The sequence below is a fragment of the Hyphomicrobium sp. GJ21 genome, from assembly GCF_001006785.1.
In the GTDB taxonomy this organism is placed as follows: domain Bacteria; phylum Pseudomonadota; class Alphaproteobacteria; order Rhizobiales; family Hyphomicrobiaceae; genus Hyphomicrobium_B.
Map to the genome: position 1 here is coordinate 292,179 of NZ_CDHO01000001.1, position 15,568 is coordinate 307,746.

14 protein-coding genes are annotated in these 15,568 nt (G+C 60.7%); 9 read left to right on the forward strand and 5 right to left on the reverse strand.

Annotated features, from left to right (window positions below):
• The first annotated feature begins 155 nt into the window (after positions 1-155).
• The 6 genes from HYPGJ_RS01455 to chrA all read left to right on the forward strand — a co-directional run bounded on the left by HYPGJ_RS01455 (position 156) and on the right by chrA (position 4,528).
• Positions 156-527 (forward strand): metalloregulator ArsR/SmtB family transcription factor, encoded by a 372-nt coding sequence (locus HYPGJ_RS01455; protein WP_046845536.1) that lies wholly within the window; start codon positions 156-158, stop codon positions 525-527.
• Positions 520-1,047, forward strand: a complete 528-nt coding sequence (locus HYPGJ_RS01460) for an arsenate reductase ArsC (RefSeq protein ID WP_046845537.1) — start codon at positions 520-522, stop codon at positions 1,045-1,047. The genes HYPGJ_RS01455 and HYPGJ_RS01460 overlap by 8 nt, the downstream gene beginning before the upstream one ends.
• A gap of 8 nt (positions 1,048-1,055) precedes the next feature.
• Entirely contained in the window at positions 1,056-1,481 is a 426-nt protein-coding gene (gene arsC, locus HYPGJ_RS01465) for an arsenate reductase (glutaredoxin) (protein WP_046845538.1), read from the forward strand.
• Between the two features lie 9 nt (positions 1,482-1,490).
• Positions 1,491-2,546, forward strand: coding sequence for an ACR3 family arsenite efflux transporter (gene arsB, locus HYPGJ_RS01470; protein ID WP_046845539.1), 1,056 nt, complete (start codon positions 1,491-1,493; stop codon positions 2,544-2,546).
• The gene (gene arsH, locus HYPGJ_RS01475) at positions 2,546-3,262 is read left to right on the forward strand and encodes an arsenical resistance protein ArsH (RefSeq protein ID WP_046845540.1); all 717 of its coding nucleotides are present in this window, start codon (positions 2,546-2,548) and stop codon (positions 3,260-3,262) included. Before arsB ends, arsH begins: the two co-directional genes overlap by 1 nt.
• A gap of 66 nt (positions 3,263-3,328) precedes the next feature.
• Positions 3,329-4,528, forward strand: coding sequence for a chromate efflux transporter (gene chrA / locus HYPGJ_RS01480; RefSeq protein ID WP_046845541.1), 1,200 nt, complete (start codon positions 3,329-3,331; stop codon positions 4,526-4,528).
• A 383-nt stretch (positions 4,529-4,911) separates the two neighbouring features.
• Here the strand turns inward: chrA and HYPGJ_RS01485 are convergent, their stop codons facing one another.
• From HYPGJ_RS01485 to HYPGJ_RS01495, 3 genes are read right to left on the reverse strand one after another with little or no spacing between them, the layout of a single operon-like run.
• A complete protein-coding gene (locus HYPGJ_RS01485; protein ID WP_046845542.1) occupies positions 4,912-8,451 on the reverse strand; it encodes a DEAD/DEAH box helicase in 3,540 nt (1,179 codons plus the stop codon).
• Positions 8,435-9,211, reverse strand: a complete 777-nt coding sequence (locus HYPGJ_RS01490; RefSeq protein WP_046845543.1) for a Hachiman antiphage defense system protein HamA — start codon at positions 9,209-9,211, stop codon at positions 8,435-8,437. Before HYPGJ_RS01490 ends, HYPGJ_RS01485 begins: the two co-directional genes overlap by 17 nt.
• An 18-nt stretch (positions 9,212-9,229) precedes the next feature.
• Positions 9,230-9,784 carry a hypothetical protein gene (locus tag HYPGJ_RS01495; RefSeq protein WP_046845544.1) on the reverse strand — a complete coding sequence of 185 codons (555 nt, stop codon included), beginning with the start codon at positions 9,782-9,784 and terminating at the stop codon, positions 9,230-9,232.
• Between the two features lie 183 nt (positions 9,785-9,967).
• On the opposite strand from HYPGJ_RS01495, the gene HYPGJ_RS01500 reads away from it, so the two are divergent.
• The 3 genes from HYPGJ_RS01500 (at position 9,968) to HYPGJ_RS01510 (ending at position 13,544) form a co-directional block, all read left to right on the forward strand.
• Positions 9,968-10,750, forward strand: coding sequence for a helix-turn-helix transcriptional regulator (locus tag HYPGJ_RS01500; protein ID WP_046845545.1), 783 nt, complete (start codon positions 9,968-9,970; stop codon positions 10,748-10,750).
• A gap of 83 nt (positions 10,751-10,833) precedes the next feature.
• A complete protein-coding gene (locus HYPGJ_RS01505; protein ID WP_046845546.1) occupies positions 10,834-11,058 on the forward strand; it encodes a hypothetical protein in 225 nt (74 codons plus the stop codon).
• Positions 11,055-13,544: an AAA family ATPase gene (locus tag HYPGJ_RS01510; protein WP_046845547.1), complete on the forward strand. Its 2,490-nt coding sequence runs from the start codon at positions 11,055-11,057 to the stop codon at positions 13,542-13,544. The genes HYPGJ_RS01505 and HYPGJ_RS01510 overlap by 4 nt, the downstream gene beginning before the upstream one ends.
• Here HYPGJ_RS01510 and HYPGJ_RS01515 read toward each other — a convergent pair.
• Together HYPGJ_RS01515 and HYPGJ_RS01520 are read right to left on the reverse strand one after the other, a co-directional pair.
• Positions 13,483-14,307 carry a hypothetical protein gene (locus HYPGJ_RS01515; RefSeq protein ID WP_046845548.1) on the reverse strand — a complete coding sequence of 275 codons (825 nt, stop codon included), beginning with the start codon at positions 14,305-14,307 and terminating at the stop codon, positions 13,483-13,485. The two genes, HYPGJ_RS01510 and HYPGJ_RS01515, sit on opposite strands and share 62 nt — an antisense overlap.
• Positions 14,300-15,547 carry a PDDEXK nuclease domain-containing protein gene (locus HYPGJ_RS01520; protein WP_244465970.1) on the reverse strand — a complete coding sequence of 416 codons (1,248 nt, stop codon included), beginning with the start codon at positions 15,545-15,547 and terminating at the stop codon, positions 14,300-14,302. The genes HYPGJ_RS01515 and HYPGJ_RS01520 overlap by 8 nt, the downstream gene beginning before the upstream one ends.
• Positions 15,548-15,568 lie beyond the last annotated feature (21 nt).

A 15,568-nucleotide genomic window follows, 5' to 3' on the forward strand; every position in this document is an offset into this window, starting at 1 on the left:
CCCAGTAAATGCTTGGCAATACGAGCAATATCTACTGAGCGCGCTTGGGCTTCCCGTCCTCACTGTTCGGCGGCGCTGTCCAGCTACCCGACCAGGTGGAAACTTCGGATCGTCCCTGTCTAGACTCTCGCCAATATGTCGATTATTCTCGACATATGGAATCAGATAATGCCATCCTCGCTTTCGCCGCGCTCGCGCAACCGACCCGACTCGACGTGTTCCGTCTACTGATGGAGCATGAGCCGGACGGGTTGCCCGCAGGCGAGATCGCCCGCAGGTTAGATGTCCCCCACAATACGATGTCCACACATCTGGCGACGCTGACGCGCGCCAGCCTGATAGAGGCGGAGCGGCATAGCCGGTCGATCATTTATCGGGCAAGGCTCGACGCCGTTCGCGCGCTTGCCAGCTTTCTCGTCAAGGATTGCTGCGGCGGCCGACCCGAGATCTGCGCGCCGCTGATCGCCGATTTTTCCCCTTGCTGCTCACCGCAAACCCTCACCGCAAAGGAGGCCACTCATGACTGACCGCATCTTCAACGTCCTGTTCCTCTGCACCGGCAATTCGGCGCGCTCAATCCTCGCGGAAAGCATCCTGGACAAGGATGGCGAAGGCCGATTTCGTGCATTCTCTGCCGGGTCGCAACCCAAGGGCGCGGTCAATCCCTTCGCGCTGAAGGTGCTGAAGAGCTTCGACTACCCCTCTGAAGGCTTCCGCTCGAAGGGTTGGGAAGAGTTTGCTGGGCCTGATGCGCCTGTTATGGATTTCGTGTTCACCGTCTGCGACAACGCCGCCGGCGAAACCTGCCCTGTCTGGCCTGGCCAGCCGATGACAGCTCATTGGGGCATCGAAGACCCTGCCGCCGTCGATGGGCCGGATATCCAGAAGGAAGTCTCCTTCGCTGCGGCCTTCCGCTACATGAAGAACCGCATCTCGGCGTTCACGTCCCTGCCGGTTGCTAGTCTCGACAAGGCGTCGCTGCGCACGAAGCTGACCGAGATCGGCCAATCAGATGGCGCGTCGTCTCCCAGAAACAGCGCGGCGTGAGGCAAGCCATGGATGTCATCATCTATCACAACCCGGATTGCGGGACTTCGCGCAATACCTTGGCGATGATCCGCAATGCGGGCGTCGAGCCGCATGTCATCGAATATCTGAAGACGCCGCCATCTCGGGACATGCTGACTCGGCTTATCGCGCGCATGGGTATATCTGCGCGAGAGCTGCTCCGTGAGAAAGGCACGCCTTATGCCGAACGTGGCCTTGGCGACCCGGCTCTGAGCGAGGCGCAATTGCTCGATGCCATGATGGCGCATCCTATCCTGATCAACCGACCCATCGTCGTCAGCCCTAAGGGCGTCCGGCTCTGCCGACCGTCCGAGGACGTGCTCGACCTGCTGCCGCCGCAACGCGGCGCGTTCGTCAAGGAAGACGGCGAGCGCGTGGTGGACGAACACGGCCGTCGCGTCGCAAGGGCCTGAGAGAATTGCATGTCCACCTTTGAACGCTACCTGACCCTCTGGGTCGCGCTGTGCATTGTCGTCGGCATCGCGCTCGGCCATTTTCTGCCGGGCGCATTTCATGCCATCGGCACGATGGAAATTGCCAAGGTCAACCTGCCGGTGGCGGTACTGATCTGGCTGATGGTCATCCCTATGCTGCTCAAGATCGACTTCGCTGCGCTTGGTGAGGTCGGCCGCCACTGGCGCGGCATCGGCGTAACGCTGTTCATCAACTGGGCGGTAAAACCGTTCTCGATGGCGCTACTGGGCTGGTTGTTCATCGGCTGGCTGTTCCGGCCCTATCTACCTGCCGACCAGATCGACAGTTACATTGCCGGCCTCATCATCCTTGCAGCCGCGCCATGCACGGCCATGGTGTTTGTCTGGTCGAACCTGACCAAGGGTGAACCGCATTTCACATTGAGCCAGGTCGCCCTCAACGACGCGATCATGGTCGTCGCCTTTGCGCCGATTGTCGGCCTGCTGCTGGGCCTGTCAGCCATCACCGTGCCGTGGGGCACGCTGGTCCTGTCGGTCATCCTTTATATCGTCATTCCCGTCATCATCGCGCAGATCATCCGTCGCCGGATGCTGACAAGTGGCGGGCAGGCAGCGCTTGACCGGCTGCTTTCAAAGCTCGGCCCGGCTTCTCTCGTCGCTTTGCTGGCGACGCTTGTTTTGCTGTTCGGATTTCAGGGCGAGCAGATCATCGCGCAGCCGGCCATCATCGGCCTGCTGGCAGTGCCGATCCTGATTCAGGTCTATTTCAACTCCGGCCTTGCCTATCTGCTCAACCGGCTTGCCGGCGAACAACATTGCGTTGCCGGTCCCTCGGCGCTGATCGGCGCGTCAAATTTCTTCGAACTGGCGGTTGCCGCCGCCATCAGCCTGTTCGGTTTTCACTCGGGTGCGGCGCTCGCCACCGTTGTCGGGGTGCTGATCGAAGTGCCGGTGATGCTCTCGGTCGTCTGGATCGTGAACCGCTCCAAAGGCTGGTATGAGCGTGGCGGCAAGGTGTCCGAACTCGCGAAAGAGCAGCGTTGATGCCGGACGATCTTCCCAATCTTGATGCCGGCTGCGTTGATACTCCCAGCCTTGATCGGCTGCGCGTAACCGACCCTTCTACCCATCCGCCGCGTATCCTGCTGCTTTATGGCTCGCTCCGCGAGCGATCCTACAGCCGTTTCCTGACATTCGAGGCCGAGCGTCTGCTGAAACACTTTGGCGCGGAAACACGCATCTTCGATCCGCATGGCCTGCCATTGCCGGACGGCGCCGAGGTCAGGCATCCGAAAGTGCAGGAACTGCGAGAGCTCTCGCTCTGGTCGGAAGGCCAGGTCTGGACCAGCCCGGAGCGGCACGGCGCAATGAGCGCGGTGATGAAGGCGCAGATCGACTGGATTCCCCTTTCGGTCGGCGCGGTAAGGCCAACGCAGGGCCGGACACTCGCGGTGATGCAGGTCTCCGGCGGCTCGCAGAGCTTCAACGCCGTCAACCAGATGCGTGTGCTCGGCCGCTGGATGCGCATGGTGACGATCCCCAACCAGTCCTCCGTCGCCAAGGCCTTTCAGGAGTTCGACGATGCGGGCCGGATGAAACCGTCCTCCTATTATGATCGAGTGGTCGACGTAATGGAGGAACTGATGAAGTTTACGCTTCTGACGCGCGACGTCTCACCCTACCTGACCGACCGCTATTCCGAGCGCAAGGAGAGCGGCGAGGCCCTGATGCAGCGGGTCAATCTGACGGCTGCAACCTGAGATTCTATTCCGCGCCGATCGCACGTCATCGCTCGCAAGAATGCCCCAACCAACGAGGTCCCTTGAATGGATCATAGCCCGCAACAGTCGCAAGGAAGCGTCTCCGAGGTATTCCGCGCATTCCTGAAGCTAGGGCTCACCTCCTTCGGTGGACCGATCGCACATCTGGGCTATTTCCGGGACGAGCTGGTGACGCGGCGAAAATGGATGAGCGAAAGCGCATATGCCGATTTGGTGGCACTGTGCCAGTTCCTGCCCGGTCCGGCTTCCAGCCAGGTCGGCTTTGCTCTTGGTCTGACGCGGGCGGGATGGCTCGGCGCGTTCGCAGCTTTCCTCGCCTTCACCCTGCCATCGGCCATGATCCTTCTTGCGCTTGCCATGACGGCTACGCGGCTGGAAAGCCCGTTAGCGCTTGGCGTCCTACATGGTCTCAAGATCGTCGCCGTCGCCATCGTGGCGCAAGCCGTGTGGGGCATGGCAAAAAACCTGTGCCCCGATAAGGAGCGCGCCACGATCGCGGTCGTGGCCGTGCTTCTGCTTGCCTGGGCGCCGGGAGCGATCGGGATGATGGCGGCCATACTGCTGGGCGCACTTGCCGGGCTGGCTCTTGGCAAAGGACAGGTCACGATTGGCGAGCATCCGCCTGTGCCGGTTTCACGCAAAGCCGGACTGATGGCCTTCGCGCTGTTCGTCGCCCTACTGATTGGCCTGCCGGTCCTAGCGGGGCAAGCGCAAGGATGGGCGCTGGCGGACAGCTTCTTTCGTGCCGGCTCGCTTGTCTTTGGTGGCGGACATGTCGTGTTGCCGCTGTTACAGGCTGAAACTGTCACGCCAGGATGGGTGTCCGATGATGCCTTCCTTGCGGGTTATGGCGCAGCGCAGGCGGTCCCCGGACCGCTCTTTACCTTTGCCGCCTGGCTCGGAGCGGTCATGGGACCGGCGCCGAACGGCGTGGCCGGCGCGACGATCGCTCTTGTCGCACTTTTCCTGCCGGGCTTCCTGATCCTGATCGGGGCGTTGCCCTTCTGGGATCAACTGCGCCGTAAGACGTGGGCGCAGTCGGCCATGCAGGGCGCCAATGCCGCAGTCGTCGGAATCCTCGGCGCTGCGCTTTATTCGCCTGTCTTCACCAGCGCGATCGGAGGCATGCCGGATTTCGCACTGGCCTTGATTTGTTTCGTGGCGCTGATGGCCTGGAAAGCTCCGCCATGGGTCGTCGTGTTGCTGGCGGCCGTGGGTGGAGCTGCGCTTAGCCTGTTGATGTAAGGCGGTTTCGAAAGCTATCGGGCTCACTCTGTCAAACCCGAGGTAGCACGATGCTGAATTGTGTCGCGCCACGCCAACGCTAGCCGGCGAGATCCAAGCCCAGCGACATCAGGGAGAGTTTCTGCACAGCCTGGGGGTGTCCCCGCAGAAGGGGTCGGCCGAGACCGTGGGCTCGGCCGCAGGGGAAGGCTTTCCCCTCCCGGGCTCCCAGATTGCGGCCACATTTCCCATTAGCGGGCCATTCACTTCCAAACGGCGGGGATTCGGAGCTGGAGGCAGTTCGGCGACGCCGGTCTTCGAGTCTTGTCGTCAGCCACGGAACCGGAGGGTCTCGACGAACAGCGTGAACGCAGCGGACGCGAAGGGCTTCATCATTCGCCCTCCTACACATTCCAAAGGTCATCCGGGCCGAGATAGACGAGATCGAGTTGTCCACCTTGTGCCGCGACTGTGGCCCGTAGAAGCCCACGGCGACCTGCGTTCAATGTGTAAGGGAGGACGCCATGTGACAATCCTTCGGGGGACAGGACGAGAGGCTGGCCATTCCAGTGATACAGGGAAACCGGTGATCCTGGAGGCGGCGGCAACGTGGTCCAGTCTACATTCGCCAAGTAGGTTCGCTCCGACCAAGTCTGGCTGGCGCCTGGAGCGAACTCCTGCTCGAAATCGAGCCAAAGGCTTCGTGTTTCGGGCGTTGGCCAGTCCGGCTGGTCGACAAAAGCGGCCACTTCAGGCGAGCGGAGCCAAATTCTCAAGTCGTGCCCGGTCTCGAATGTCGCCCCGGTGTCATTTACGGCTTTGATAGCGGCGAGGCGCGAGTTGAATCCAGCTTGTATCAGGATCGAGGCCGACCGGTTCATGGTGCCGGTTTCGACCGCCGAAAGTGCTAGACCAAGCTCATGATCTTCTAACGTGGCAACCGCGCCGAGACCGCCAACGACATCGCCATTTGCGGCCGCTCGAACGCGTAGCGCCTCCATGGCCCACGGCAGCCGGTAAACAAGGCCATCTTCGATGAACCGCAAGCCGTCACCATCGCCATTGGCGACCAAGGCAGCCAGAGGCTCTCCGCGAAGCCAAAAGCGCAGAATGTCCCGCCAATTGCCGGGTAGCGGATCCGGCGAGAAGGGATGGAAAGGGAATACACGCTCGGCAATGCCGGTGATCGCAGCGATCGCCACATCGCTATCCCCAATGAGCAAAGCGCCGTTCGCCTCAACAAGCAACTGATTGGCCTCCGGTGCCACGGCATCCAGAGCTTGGCCTGCTGCCAAGCCAAGGCCCGCAAGGAAGTAGCCCTTGCGCTTCGCTGGGGTGGAGTTGGCCCAGATATACCGACTTCGGGTCAGCAGCGTGGACTTAAAAGCGGTGCGAGCTTCGTTCGATGTTCGCAGAAGCCGTCGCTGCCATAAAGATGATTGTAGGATCGCGTCGAGCGTCGCCTCGATGTCGGCATCCGGCACATCTTCTTCGCCAATGAGGCTGAGGATTGCGGTGTCGAGCGTCGCGAGGTGCGTTTCCCATTGCTTCCGCGCGTCATCCCGGTCTTTAGGCTTTTCCCCCGGCACCTCTGGAAAGTTCCAAGCAGCCGCGTTGTTGACGACGTACTCCGTCAGATGATTGAGGTCGCCGCCGACGATTTTGTGCATGCGCAGGAGAAGGGCCGCGAGCAATTGGATCAGGCCGCTTTCCATCTCTCGCGCGCCCGGGTCTCCAATTAGCTGGACCCATTCGTTATGTTTTTTGCTCCGTCGATCCTCGAAGATCGGGAAAAGGACAAGGCCTTCGACGTCGATATAGGCTCGGCCGGCGCGCCCAACGACATTCTTGAACTCCGAGACCTTGATCATCTCGCCGTTGCGATAAAGCGAGTGCATGACGACAGCGGTGGCCGACAGGTTCAGCCCTTGGGCAAGGGTCGGCGACGAGATCGTGACTTTGAGGATGCCGTCGCGAAGGAGACGCTCGACTTCCTTCCGGTAGGCGGTGGGCAGAGCGCCGTGATGGAGCGCAACGCCGAGCCGGAGGCATTTCAAAATATCGCTATTTGGGCCTAGCCATTCCTCTCCCAAAGCGATGGCCGTCTGGAGCACCGCAGGGTCCACTTCTAGGAGCGACGGCAGCGCGCCGCGTTCGTGCAAATCGACGATGACCTCGGCGTATGGCTCCACGCTCCGGCGTTGCGGGCAATAGATGAGAACCGTTTGCCGGTCTTCGACCAGGCGCCAAGCCGTGGCGAGGCAAAGCTCTCGTTGGTCGCAGGGGAATATCTTCGTTCGCTTCCTTTTTGGTTTGACGAAAAGCTGCGGAATGAAGCCAGTAAAGAACCGAGGCACGAACGGGCGTTCGCCGTCGACACGGAGGTTCAGGCGTGCATTCGGGCTATTCCAACTGACTTCTCCGAAACGGAGACGCGTTGGGCGCCAATCGTTTTTGACAGGCCCGCCAGCCTGATCGCGGCGCAGCCATGCGGAGAAATCCTCCAGCTGATCTCCATCTGGGAGGATTGCCGAGAGGCACACGATCCGACGCTGATCGGCGTCAGGTCGGCGAAGCAAGCGCTGAATTTGGACTTCGTAACGAACTTCACGTTCGCCTGGGCCGATCATATGGCCCTCGTCGAAAATCAGAAGACCGACATCGTCGAGCAGTGAAGGATCATTGCGAAGCGCGAAATCGATCTTCTCCGGTGTGGCGACCACGATGTCGCGTTCCCGAATAGCGTCTTCATCGAAGCCGGAGACGCCGATGCTCCCATAAAGGGCCGAAATTGTCTTACCGAGTGGCTCAAAGGTACGTTGGAGGTTCGCTTCCGTCTGGGCTGAGAGAGCCCTTAGCGGTGTCACAAACATGACCCTCCGGCCCCCTGCAAGGCACCGAAGAATGCATAGCTCCGCGACACGTGTTTTGCCGGCGCTGGTCGGCAGTGAGACGACGAGATTATCGGACTGATTGACGGCGCGAGCCGCCGCCTCGATCTGCGATGGCCAGAGGTCGATTTCAGCCTTTGGCCGGGCGCCAAGAGAGGCGATGAAAAGTGATCGCAAGCCGAGCCAGTCGGCAGCGGCACCGCCTGTGGGAATCAAGGGGATCTTTTCATGAAACGTATTGGACCAGAGATCGGACAGAAGATGGATCGCGATGCGATGAGCCCACCATTGCGGAAGCAGGTTGAGCTCTGCACAGATGGCGAGGCTTTCCCGTAGGCGTCCGATCGCCTGATCGACCAAGGCACGTTCGCCCCGGTCGAGCGCCAAAAGGAAGATCGAGATAGCGCCGAAGAAGTTGTCGGTGAGGGCGATGTCTAGGCCTTCCCAAAGGAAGTCATGACCATTGCGTTCAGGAGCTTCTTGGTCAGCCGGTTCATTGTTTTCTTCAGCGATCCGCGCCTGAAACAAGCCGGTGATCCGTGCGTCAGATCCTTCGCCGTTCAGACGATAATCATGCACAAGTGTACGCAAGGTGGTGATGTTCCTGCGCATCAGCAGCGCCAGAGTCCTTTCAAGCGGCGAGAAGTTCTCCTCGTTTACGACGATTGCGAGGAGCGAATAGGCCCGCGCCGAAAGCTGAGCGAGATGGTAGCTGGCGGCTGCCATCACGAAATGGAAGTCCCGATCCGACTCGCCGCGATTACCTTTGGCCATGACGGACTCTAGGGCGGTTGCCGCCTGTACAAAGGCGACCCGGGCCTGGGCGGGATCGCCATTCATCTCCAGCATTCGCAGGCCAAGGCCAAGTAGTCCGTAGGCGTAGCTGTGAAGATCGTAGCTGAGTTGCGGCGAGAATTGCGGCGCGTCGGGTGGAAGGACGCCGCCTCGCCAAATCATGGCGCGGGCTTGGCCTTGCGCGATGAGCCTGCCTCGAAAACCGGCTGCGGCCGCCTCGGTAATGGCCGCTGAAATGGCGTCAGGGTTGGTTGGCATTCGCGATCACACGATCATAGACAGCGCCGACGAAGGCCGCATGGCCGTCGACGTGGAGACCAACGCCCCACTGGTTGATCTGCCCGGGATAGGCTTGAAGCGACTGCGTCAGCAACGCCTGCGGCGAGTTGCCCGAGAACGTGAACAATAGATGCTGGACACTCGCCAACGGGATGCCGTGACGCACCAGTGCGTCGTCGATTGCGTCTGCCAGGGGCTCGTTCGCGAGTTCAAGCAGGCGCGCTGATATGAATGACAGCGCGTGCGATGAAGGCCGTCCATTGTCTTTGTCCAGACCAGCGCGCGCCTCCGTAAGGGTCTGCGCGCGGAGACAGGCACGGCTCTTGGCCTCAGTCTTGAGAAAACGGAGCCGTTGAGTGGCCTGGTCAAGGATCATGCCGATGACATCGTCTCCTCGCATTGCCATGTTGCGATGATCTTTCCACCGCAGACGTTTGATCGGCACGCGATAGCCGCTATGTGCGTCGATCCATTCGGTCGCGTAGATTTCACCGAGATCGCCGGAACGGATCTGCTTTGTCTGAGGCAACAACCCTGTGACTAGGTCGGCAGCCCCCGGCCTGCCGAGGCGACGTAATGCGCGGGCGACTCGCTCTTCGGCCGCATAGTGACCAGGCACCGCTGTGGCGGTCAGCTGGACGCCTGTCGGGCGATCGACGGCGCGGCCGGTCTTGATGTGGAGGTGGTGGTTGCCGAGTGGAGTATCGGCTCCGTCACACCAGTCGTTGAATTGCACCATGCGCTCATACCTTCTCGATTAAGCGCGGCGCAGCATTCGCGGGATGTGGACGCGGTGAAAACCGTGGGTCTGCACTTGTCGGCGAAGCTTGGGGGTATCATTGACGCCGAACGCGATAGCCGCCTTCAGGGGGCTCGCAAAGGTAGCGTAGAAGGTCCAGCGAGCGTCCTTCGGCAGTGGCGCGTTCTGGCGTCGGTCGGTGATGACAACATCGCGGTGGTCCTTCCTATTGCGAAAGGCATGGAAGGTGATCCAGTCGGGCCGCCTGTACCGTGCCGCCTTGCTGAAGGGCACCGACTGAACCTTCACGTCGCTTTGGTCGAGAACCCAATCGCGCTGCTCTAATATCTGCCTGACCATGTGGCCGACCATCTGCTTAACGCGGTCAATCAGGACGTCTTCGCGGAACTCCTCCAGAAGTTGTTCTTCAATGCCTTCGACGGCGGGCTTTCCGAGCTCTGAGGCTGTCTCAAGGCGAGCGATAATGGCAGGCCGCGTGAGAAACGACCAAATGCGCTGACCGATGTCGGACTCCGACAGCGAAGCGAATTTCTCCGGATTGTAGCGAAGCATGATAGGCCTCCTTGACCGGGCATAAATGGCCGGTCATAAATGCCTAGTCAAGGGCACCGCACGTTGAATCGCTTAGTCTGCCGGTTCGCCGCTCGTGTGCCGCTCCGATTCCGGTCGGCTGCCTCACGCTGCGTGGCGTCTCCGTGTAGATTTGGATCATCGAAAACGCGGAATGAGGCTGAGATGAAGAAGGTCGTGCCGAACGGGAAGGTTGTGAAAGCCTTGAGGGAGCAACTTGAGAGACTGTCGACCCAAAAGGAAATGGCGAATGAAATCGGGGTCAGCGTTCGAATGCTTCGCATGATCGAAAATGAGAATGCGCCGATTGCAGTAACAACGGCCGATCGGCTGGCAAAAGCGCTGCAAGTTCACCGCGAGCGGGTCATCCTCGTCTCGGAGCCTTTGGAGACGGCGCCGACGGGAAGTGCGCCGGATGTCTTCTCCGCGCTGATGGAGGATGAAGACCGGCTCATAGCCCGCAACGACTATGATATCGCCCGAGCGACCACGGATGAAGGCGCGCTCTATACCGAGGCAGCTCGCTCACACGACGTGGCCTGCATCATCGAGACGACGCTTGATGAGGAAACGGGTGCCTATGCGCAGGAACTGTTCGATATCCTCGTCGGCTTGTCCTGGTCGCAACGCGATATTCTCGTGGACATTCCCCCAGCTACGGAGATCGCGGTTCGCCGGCGTATCCGACAGCTCATCGTTCTTCTCAAGGGCAACGACATCTGGATCTATCAGACCTCTGTCTTGAGGAGATTGCCGGAGCGCTACACGGTCGCGCCGGCAGACGAGCCTTGCTCGTATCAAAGCCGTCAGGTCGTGGCGCTGGGTCCGCCGGGTGAGTATGGCGAGACCACCATGCGTGTGCCGATCGATCACGGCCAGCCGTTCATCCTTCCGGCGTGGCGCAAGCTTCGCAAGGGCGACAATGAGGGGGTGGCGACGCCTCCATAATGGGAAGCAATCGTTTGATCATCAAGCTGTTGGGCGCGCGCTGAAATCGAATAAATGTGCATTTGGCGGAAGCCGGGGGGCATATGAAGTTTAAGCTGGAAAATACTTTCGAGGAAAATCTGGCCTTGTTTCAGGCTGAGGCCGAGCAAATCGATCCTGACTGCGCGAAGATCCTCTTAGACAATATGCATCTCCTGGATTCGGGAGGTGACACCGCGCCAAGCCGAGCAACGATCGGCGAGTTTCACAAGGCGGTACTGGCTGCACTTAATGGTCTGTCCAACCCAACAGGCGAGGACAAGGCATGACGCGGTATTTCCTAGGCAGCTTATCGATCGAGGGCTTTCGCGGGATCAACAATGACGGCGACCCGCTCGTCCTCAAATTCAAATCCGACGCCGTCAACTCGGTCCATGCGCCGAACGGGGTCGGTAAAAGTTCAATATTCGAAGCCGTCTGTTTCGCGATCCACGGCATCGTTCCGCGCCTGAAGGCGCTCCAGGAAGCCGAGCAGGGCGACAGCTATATCGTCAATCGCTTCCATCCCGGGCAGCAGGCGACGGTCGACCTGATATTCGCCAGCGATGACGGGTCGCCGGATGTGGCGATCAAGGTGGTGCGGTCCGCCAACGGCGCGCGCCTTGTGACTTCTCCCAGCGGTCATGCTGATCCGCAGCAATTTCTGGCAAGTCTGCAGGAGGATTTTGTCCTCGTTGACTATAATCGGTTCGCGAAGCTGATCGACATCTCCGCCTTGGAGCGCGGGCGATCTTTCGCATCGCTCGTGGGACTGAGCCGATATTCGCGCCTGCGCCAGGCCTTCGACGGCGCCAAGCGAACGCAAAACATCAACGGTGATCTGGGGCTCTCCGCGCTCGATGCTGAGGTGACCACAGGGGCGCGCGCGTTGAGCGCGATCGAGCGGCGTGTCATCGCCGCCCACGACGAGGTCGCCGGGGCGGGAGGCGCCGCCGTCGATAAACTTTCCGATTTGAAGGCGGCGGTGACAACCGCCTTGTCCGCCATCGCCTTGCTCAAGCCATTGATCGGCGAGGCCTCGGTCATGGACCTCGATTTCGACGCCGCGGAGCTGGCGATCGAGAAGGAGGAAGGCGGGGAAGCGCGCAAAACGCTGGATGCGCTGACCACCTCGGTCACGTCGTTATCGGGGCTAGAAGTCACGGTGGAGGAACTGGCTGACCTTGATCGGCTGCTTGAGCTGGCCGGAAGGAGAGACGAAGCGGTGCGCAGCGTCGGCGCGGAAGCATTGCATGCCCTTTTGCGCGATGCGCTGGCTGTGGTGTCCGGCGCCGATTGGCACGACCCGAATCAATGTCCAGTTTGCGAGGCGAAAGGCAGTGCCCCCCTAAAGCCGCGGCTGGAAGGCAAGATCGCTAAATACGATGCCGCCGCCCAGCTAGGCGCCGAACTTGTCAAGGATGTCGCCACGGCGCCTGGGATCGCGAAGCTCCGCCAGGTTGAAGAGGCGGCGGCCATGGCGATCGCAACGGGCGATCGACTGCACGTCGCGTTCGATTTGGCGGCCAAGAAGGGCGATGTGGCGACCTCCGACCTGGAGGGCATCAAGGCGCGTCTCGGGGTTCTTGAAACGCAGCGCGGCGAGACTCTTGCTCGGGTGCAGGGAGAGGCTGACGCATTGCAGGCGCGGTTGCCGCCGTCATTGGTGCAGGTGACCCGCATCCTCAGTTTCGCAAAGCAGTTCCGCGATGCCGTGCTGGAATACGAGAGCGGTGCCCCAGCGCTCAAGGCGAAACAGGACAAGCTCAAAGTTCTGAATCGTTGGAAGACGTTCATCACGCGTGCCGGGCGGAGCTTCGCCGACGCCGAGGCCGCGCTGGCTAACGAGCGGATTGCCGAGATTCAGACCGCTTGCCAGGATCTGTTTGGTCGGTTCGTGCGCGGCGGGCCTGATGTGAAGCCGACCCTGAGCCGGGCGCAGAACAGCGAGAACGTTGATCTGAAGCTCGCGGACTTCTTCGGCCTTCAGGACCTCAGCGCCCGGGCTCTCCTCTCGGAAAGCTATCGGAATGCCGTGGCAGCCGCGATTTTCCTGGCGGCTGCGACCAAGCACAGCGGCGTTCCGCGCTTCATGGTACTTGACGACGTGACGTCCAGCTTTGACGCGGGTCACCAGTTCGCGTTGATGGACGCGGTGCGGACGTTGCTACGCTATGGCGCAGTGCCGGACGGGCTGCAGTTCATTTTCTTGAGCCATGACACCAGCCTGGAGAAATACTTCGACAAGCTGAACGGCACCGCGGATTGGCATCACCAGAAGTTGCAGGGCATGCCTCCGAAGGGGCGGCTCATGGTATCGGCTCAAGAGGCTGATCGTCTCAAGGCGCAGGCGTTGCAGCATCTGAATGCTGGCCAGATCGATATTGGTGCGCCGTTTCTGCGGCAGTATCTCGAATACAAGCTGGGACAGATCATCGCCAAGCTGGAGGTCCCGGTTCCACCGGACTATGCCACCCGTGGCGACAAGCGGACGCTCTCGACCTACATCGACGCGATCGGCGAGGCAGTGAAGCTTTATCATGCGGCCAATCGGTGTGTGCTGACGCCTCAGCAGATCACCGATCTCCAAAACCATCATGTGCCATCGATCGTTGGCAATTTCGTCAGCCACTACGAGACCGGCGCAGGTACTCCCTTCAACGCTTATGCCTTGCTGGGTGTGCTGCAGAGCATCGATGCGCTGGCAGACTGCTTCACATATGTTGATCCAGCCAACAACCAGAAGCGCTTTTACCGCCGGTTGGAACGGCGCTAGTCTGCATTTCGCGGAGGGAGGGATCGACGAGTTCGAGCATTCCCTCCGCGACCATCAGATCAATAGCGAGGCCGAGGGCCTCGGTTTCGTTCTCGGTGAAGCGCGCGTTGTCATATCGGGTAGCGAGGTCGATGCTGAGCTCTTCGATCAGGCGCACGACCATGTAGATGTGCAGCGCGTAGGACCGTCGGGCGAGACCTTCATCGGTCTCCGGAAAGTAGCGCGTCAGGTTCGTTGGCCCGGGGAGGCCATCCATCTCGCCGTCCCATTCTGTCGCGCTCTGCACGACGTCATGTTGGGAAACGTGGGCGGCGGCCGACAGCCCGCCGTAGAGTCGGGCGAGTGATTGTTCCAGGGCGGCGATATTGGGGGCGCCATTGAGTTTTCGCCGGTTTGCACGAACTGCCTTGAGCTGAGCGAGTATCTCAAGTTCCTGGCGCAGCATCGCGTGCGCTTGCAGGTAGCGGGCCTCTGCGAGCGCTGTCTCACAAGGGGCCATCCCGATCACGAAGGCGGCGAACAGGGCGTCACGCTCGAAAGCGGTCCGGTCACCTTCGACAACGGTGCCGTTGATACGCAACAGGCCGCTGGCGAGGACGCCCGTCACGAGCAAATGGGCATCGATCAGCCGCCCGTAGACGGCCATCGATTTGGCCTTGGCTTGGTCGCCATAAACCTTCTGGACGGCATAGAGGGTCGCGGCTTGCTCGATCAGTTCCCGTTTGTGACGCTCAATCGCCTCCTCGTTCAGGGCATCAGTCATCAGTGTCTATTGCCCTGAGCTCGGCCAAGAAGACCGTGCCGATCTCCACCGCCCGCTTCGCTACGTCGGTGTCGACGTCCACGCCGTGTGAGGCTTCGTTCATCACGCGCAAGGAGCCAAGCATCTGCTCGGTGCTGGCCGGCGCCAGCCCCTGCCGCTCGAGGTCACGCAGCATGTTCATGATGCCGACTGGGCGATTGACGACGACACCTCTCGCTGCGGCGAGGTCGCGGAGGGCGCGCTCGATCTCGATGCGGAGCTTGACCACTGACATCAGCGGGAATTCGCGTGCGAATTCTTCGACGGTCGGCAATTCATGCTGGAGCTGAGGCGGTAGCGCGGGTGACAGACGGTACTGGGCCACGCCCATCGGCTTGCTGCCGTCGCGCAGGGCGTATTCGACGATCACTTCGTTGCGGCCTTTGCACAGAATGATGCCGATGGTCGGCTGATCGTCCCTATGCCGAAGCTGGTCGTCGACGGCAGAGAGGTAAAAGTTCATCTTGCCCGCGAATTCAGGCTTGAAGTCCTCGATCTTCAGCTCGATCACGACGAAGCACCGCAGCCGAAGGTGATAGAAAAGCAGGTCGAGATAGTAATCCTGCCCGCCGATCTCGAGATGGTATTGGCTGCCGACGAAGGCGAAGCCCTTGCCGAGTTCGAGGATGAGCGAGCGCAGATGCTCGATCAGCCCGCGTTCGAGGTCGCGTTCCAACATGTCGGGGCCGAGCGCGAGGAAGTCGAATGTGTAAGGGTCTTTGAGGAGCTGCTGGGCAAGCTCGGACTGTTGGGCAGGAAGGGTTCGCGAGAAGTTGGTGAGCGCGCTGCCTTGGCGGGCGAACAGATTGCTCTCGATCTGGTGGACGAGGACCGGACGGCTCCAGCCATGTTCAATGGCCTGTCGAGCGTACCATGCGCGTTCCTCGGTCGCCTTGACGCTATCGAGCAGGCTGATGTTATGGCCCCAGGGTAATTGTGCAATGACCCGTTGCACAAATTCGCTGTCCGGCCAGGCGTCGGCCAAAGCGCGCATATATTTCAGGTTTCGAGCCGAGAGGCCGGTCATTTCAGGGAAAGCCCGGCGGAGATCCTCAGCCAAGCGGTCGATGACCTTGGCGCCCCAACCCTCACGCTCCTGCCGGGCCAGGATATCACGGCCGATGCCCCAGTAGAGCAGAATCAGTTCACGATTGACCGATAGGCTGGCGCGATAGCGCGCCTCGGTGATCTTCTGCTTCAAGTCACCGACGAAGGCAGTATA

What these genes read in the sequence shown, in the direction of transcription:
- HYPGJ_RS01515 (WP_046845548.1), bottom strand. Translation starts at nt 14,307, where the DNA reads ATGACTGATGCCCTGAACGAGGAGGCGATTGAGCGTCACAAACGGGAA.
- HYPGJ_RS01490 (WP_046845543.1), bottom strand. Translation starts at nt 9,211, where the DNA reads ATGGTGCAATTCAACGACTGGTGTGACGGAGCCGATACTCCACTCGGC.
- HYPGJ_RS01460 (WP_046845537.1), top strand. Translation starts at nt 520, where the DNA reads ATGACTGACCGCATCTTCAACGTCCTGTTCCTCTGCACCGGCAATTCG.
- chrA (WP_046845541.1), top strand. Translation starts at nt 3,329, where the DNA reads ATGGATCATAGCCCGCAACAGTCGCAAGGAAGCGTCTCCGAGGTATTC.
- HYPGJ_RS01505 (WP_046845546.1), top strand. Translation starts at nt 10,834, where the DNA reads ATGAAGTTTAAGCTGGAAAATACTTTCGAGGAAAATCTGGCCTTGTTT.
- arsH (WP_046845540.1), top strand. Translation starts at nt 2,546, where the DNA reads ATGCCGGACGATCTTCCCAATCTTGATGCCGGCTGCGTTGATACTCCC.
- HYPGJ_RS01500 (WP_046845545.1), top strand. Translation starts at nt 9,968, where the DNA reads ATGAAGAAGGTCGTGCCGAACGGGAAGGTTGTGAAAGCCTTGAGGGAG.
- HYPGJ_RS01495 (WP_046845544.1), bottom strand. Translation starts at nt 9,784, where the DNA reads ATGCTTCGCTACAATCCGGAGAAATTCGCTTCGCTGTCGGAGTCCGAC.
- HYPGJ_RS01510 (WP_046845547.1), top strand. Translation starts at nt 11,055, where the DNA reads ATGACGCGGTATTTCCTAGGCAGCTTATCGATCGAGGGCTTTCGCGGG.
- arsB (WP_046845539.1), top strand. Translation starts at nt 1,491, where the DNA reads ATGTCCACCTTTGAACGCTACCTGACCCTCTGGGTCGCGCTGTGCATT.
- HYPGJ_RS01455 (WP_046845536.1), top strand. Translation starts at nt 156, where the DNA reads ATGGAATCAGATAATGCCATCCTCGCTTTCGCCGCGCTCGCGCAACCG.
- HYPGJ_RS01485 (WP_046845542.1), bottom strand. Translation starts at nt 8,451, where the DNA reads ATGCCAACCAACCCTGACGCCATTTCAGCGGCCATTACCGAGGCGGCC.
- arsC (WP_046845538.1), top strand. Translation starts at nt 1,056, where the DNA reads ATGGATGTCATCATCTATCACAACCCGGATTGCGGGACTTCGCGCAAT.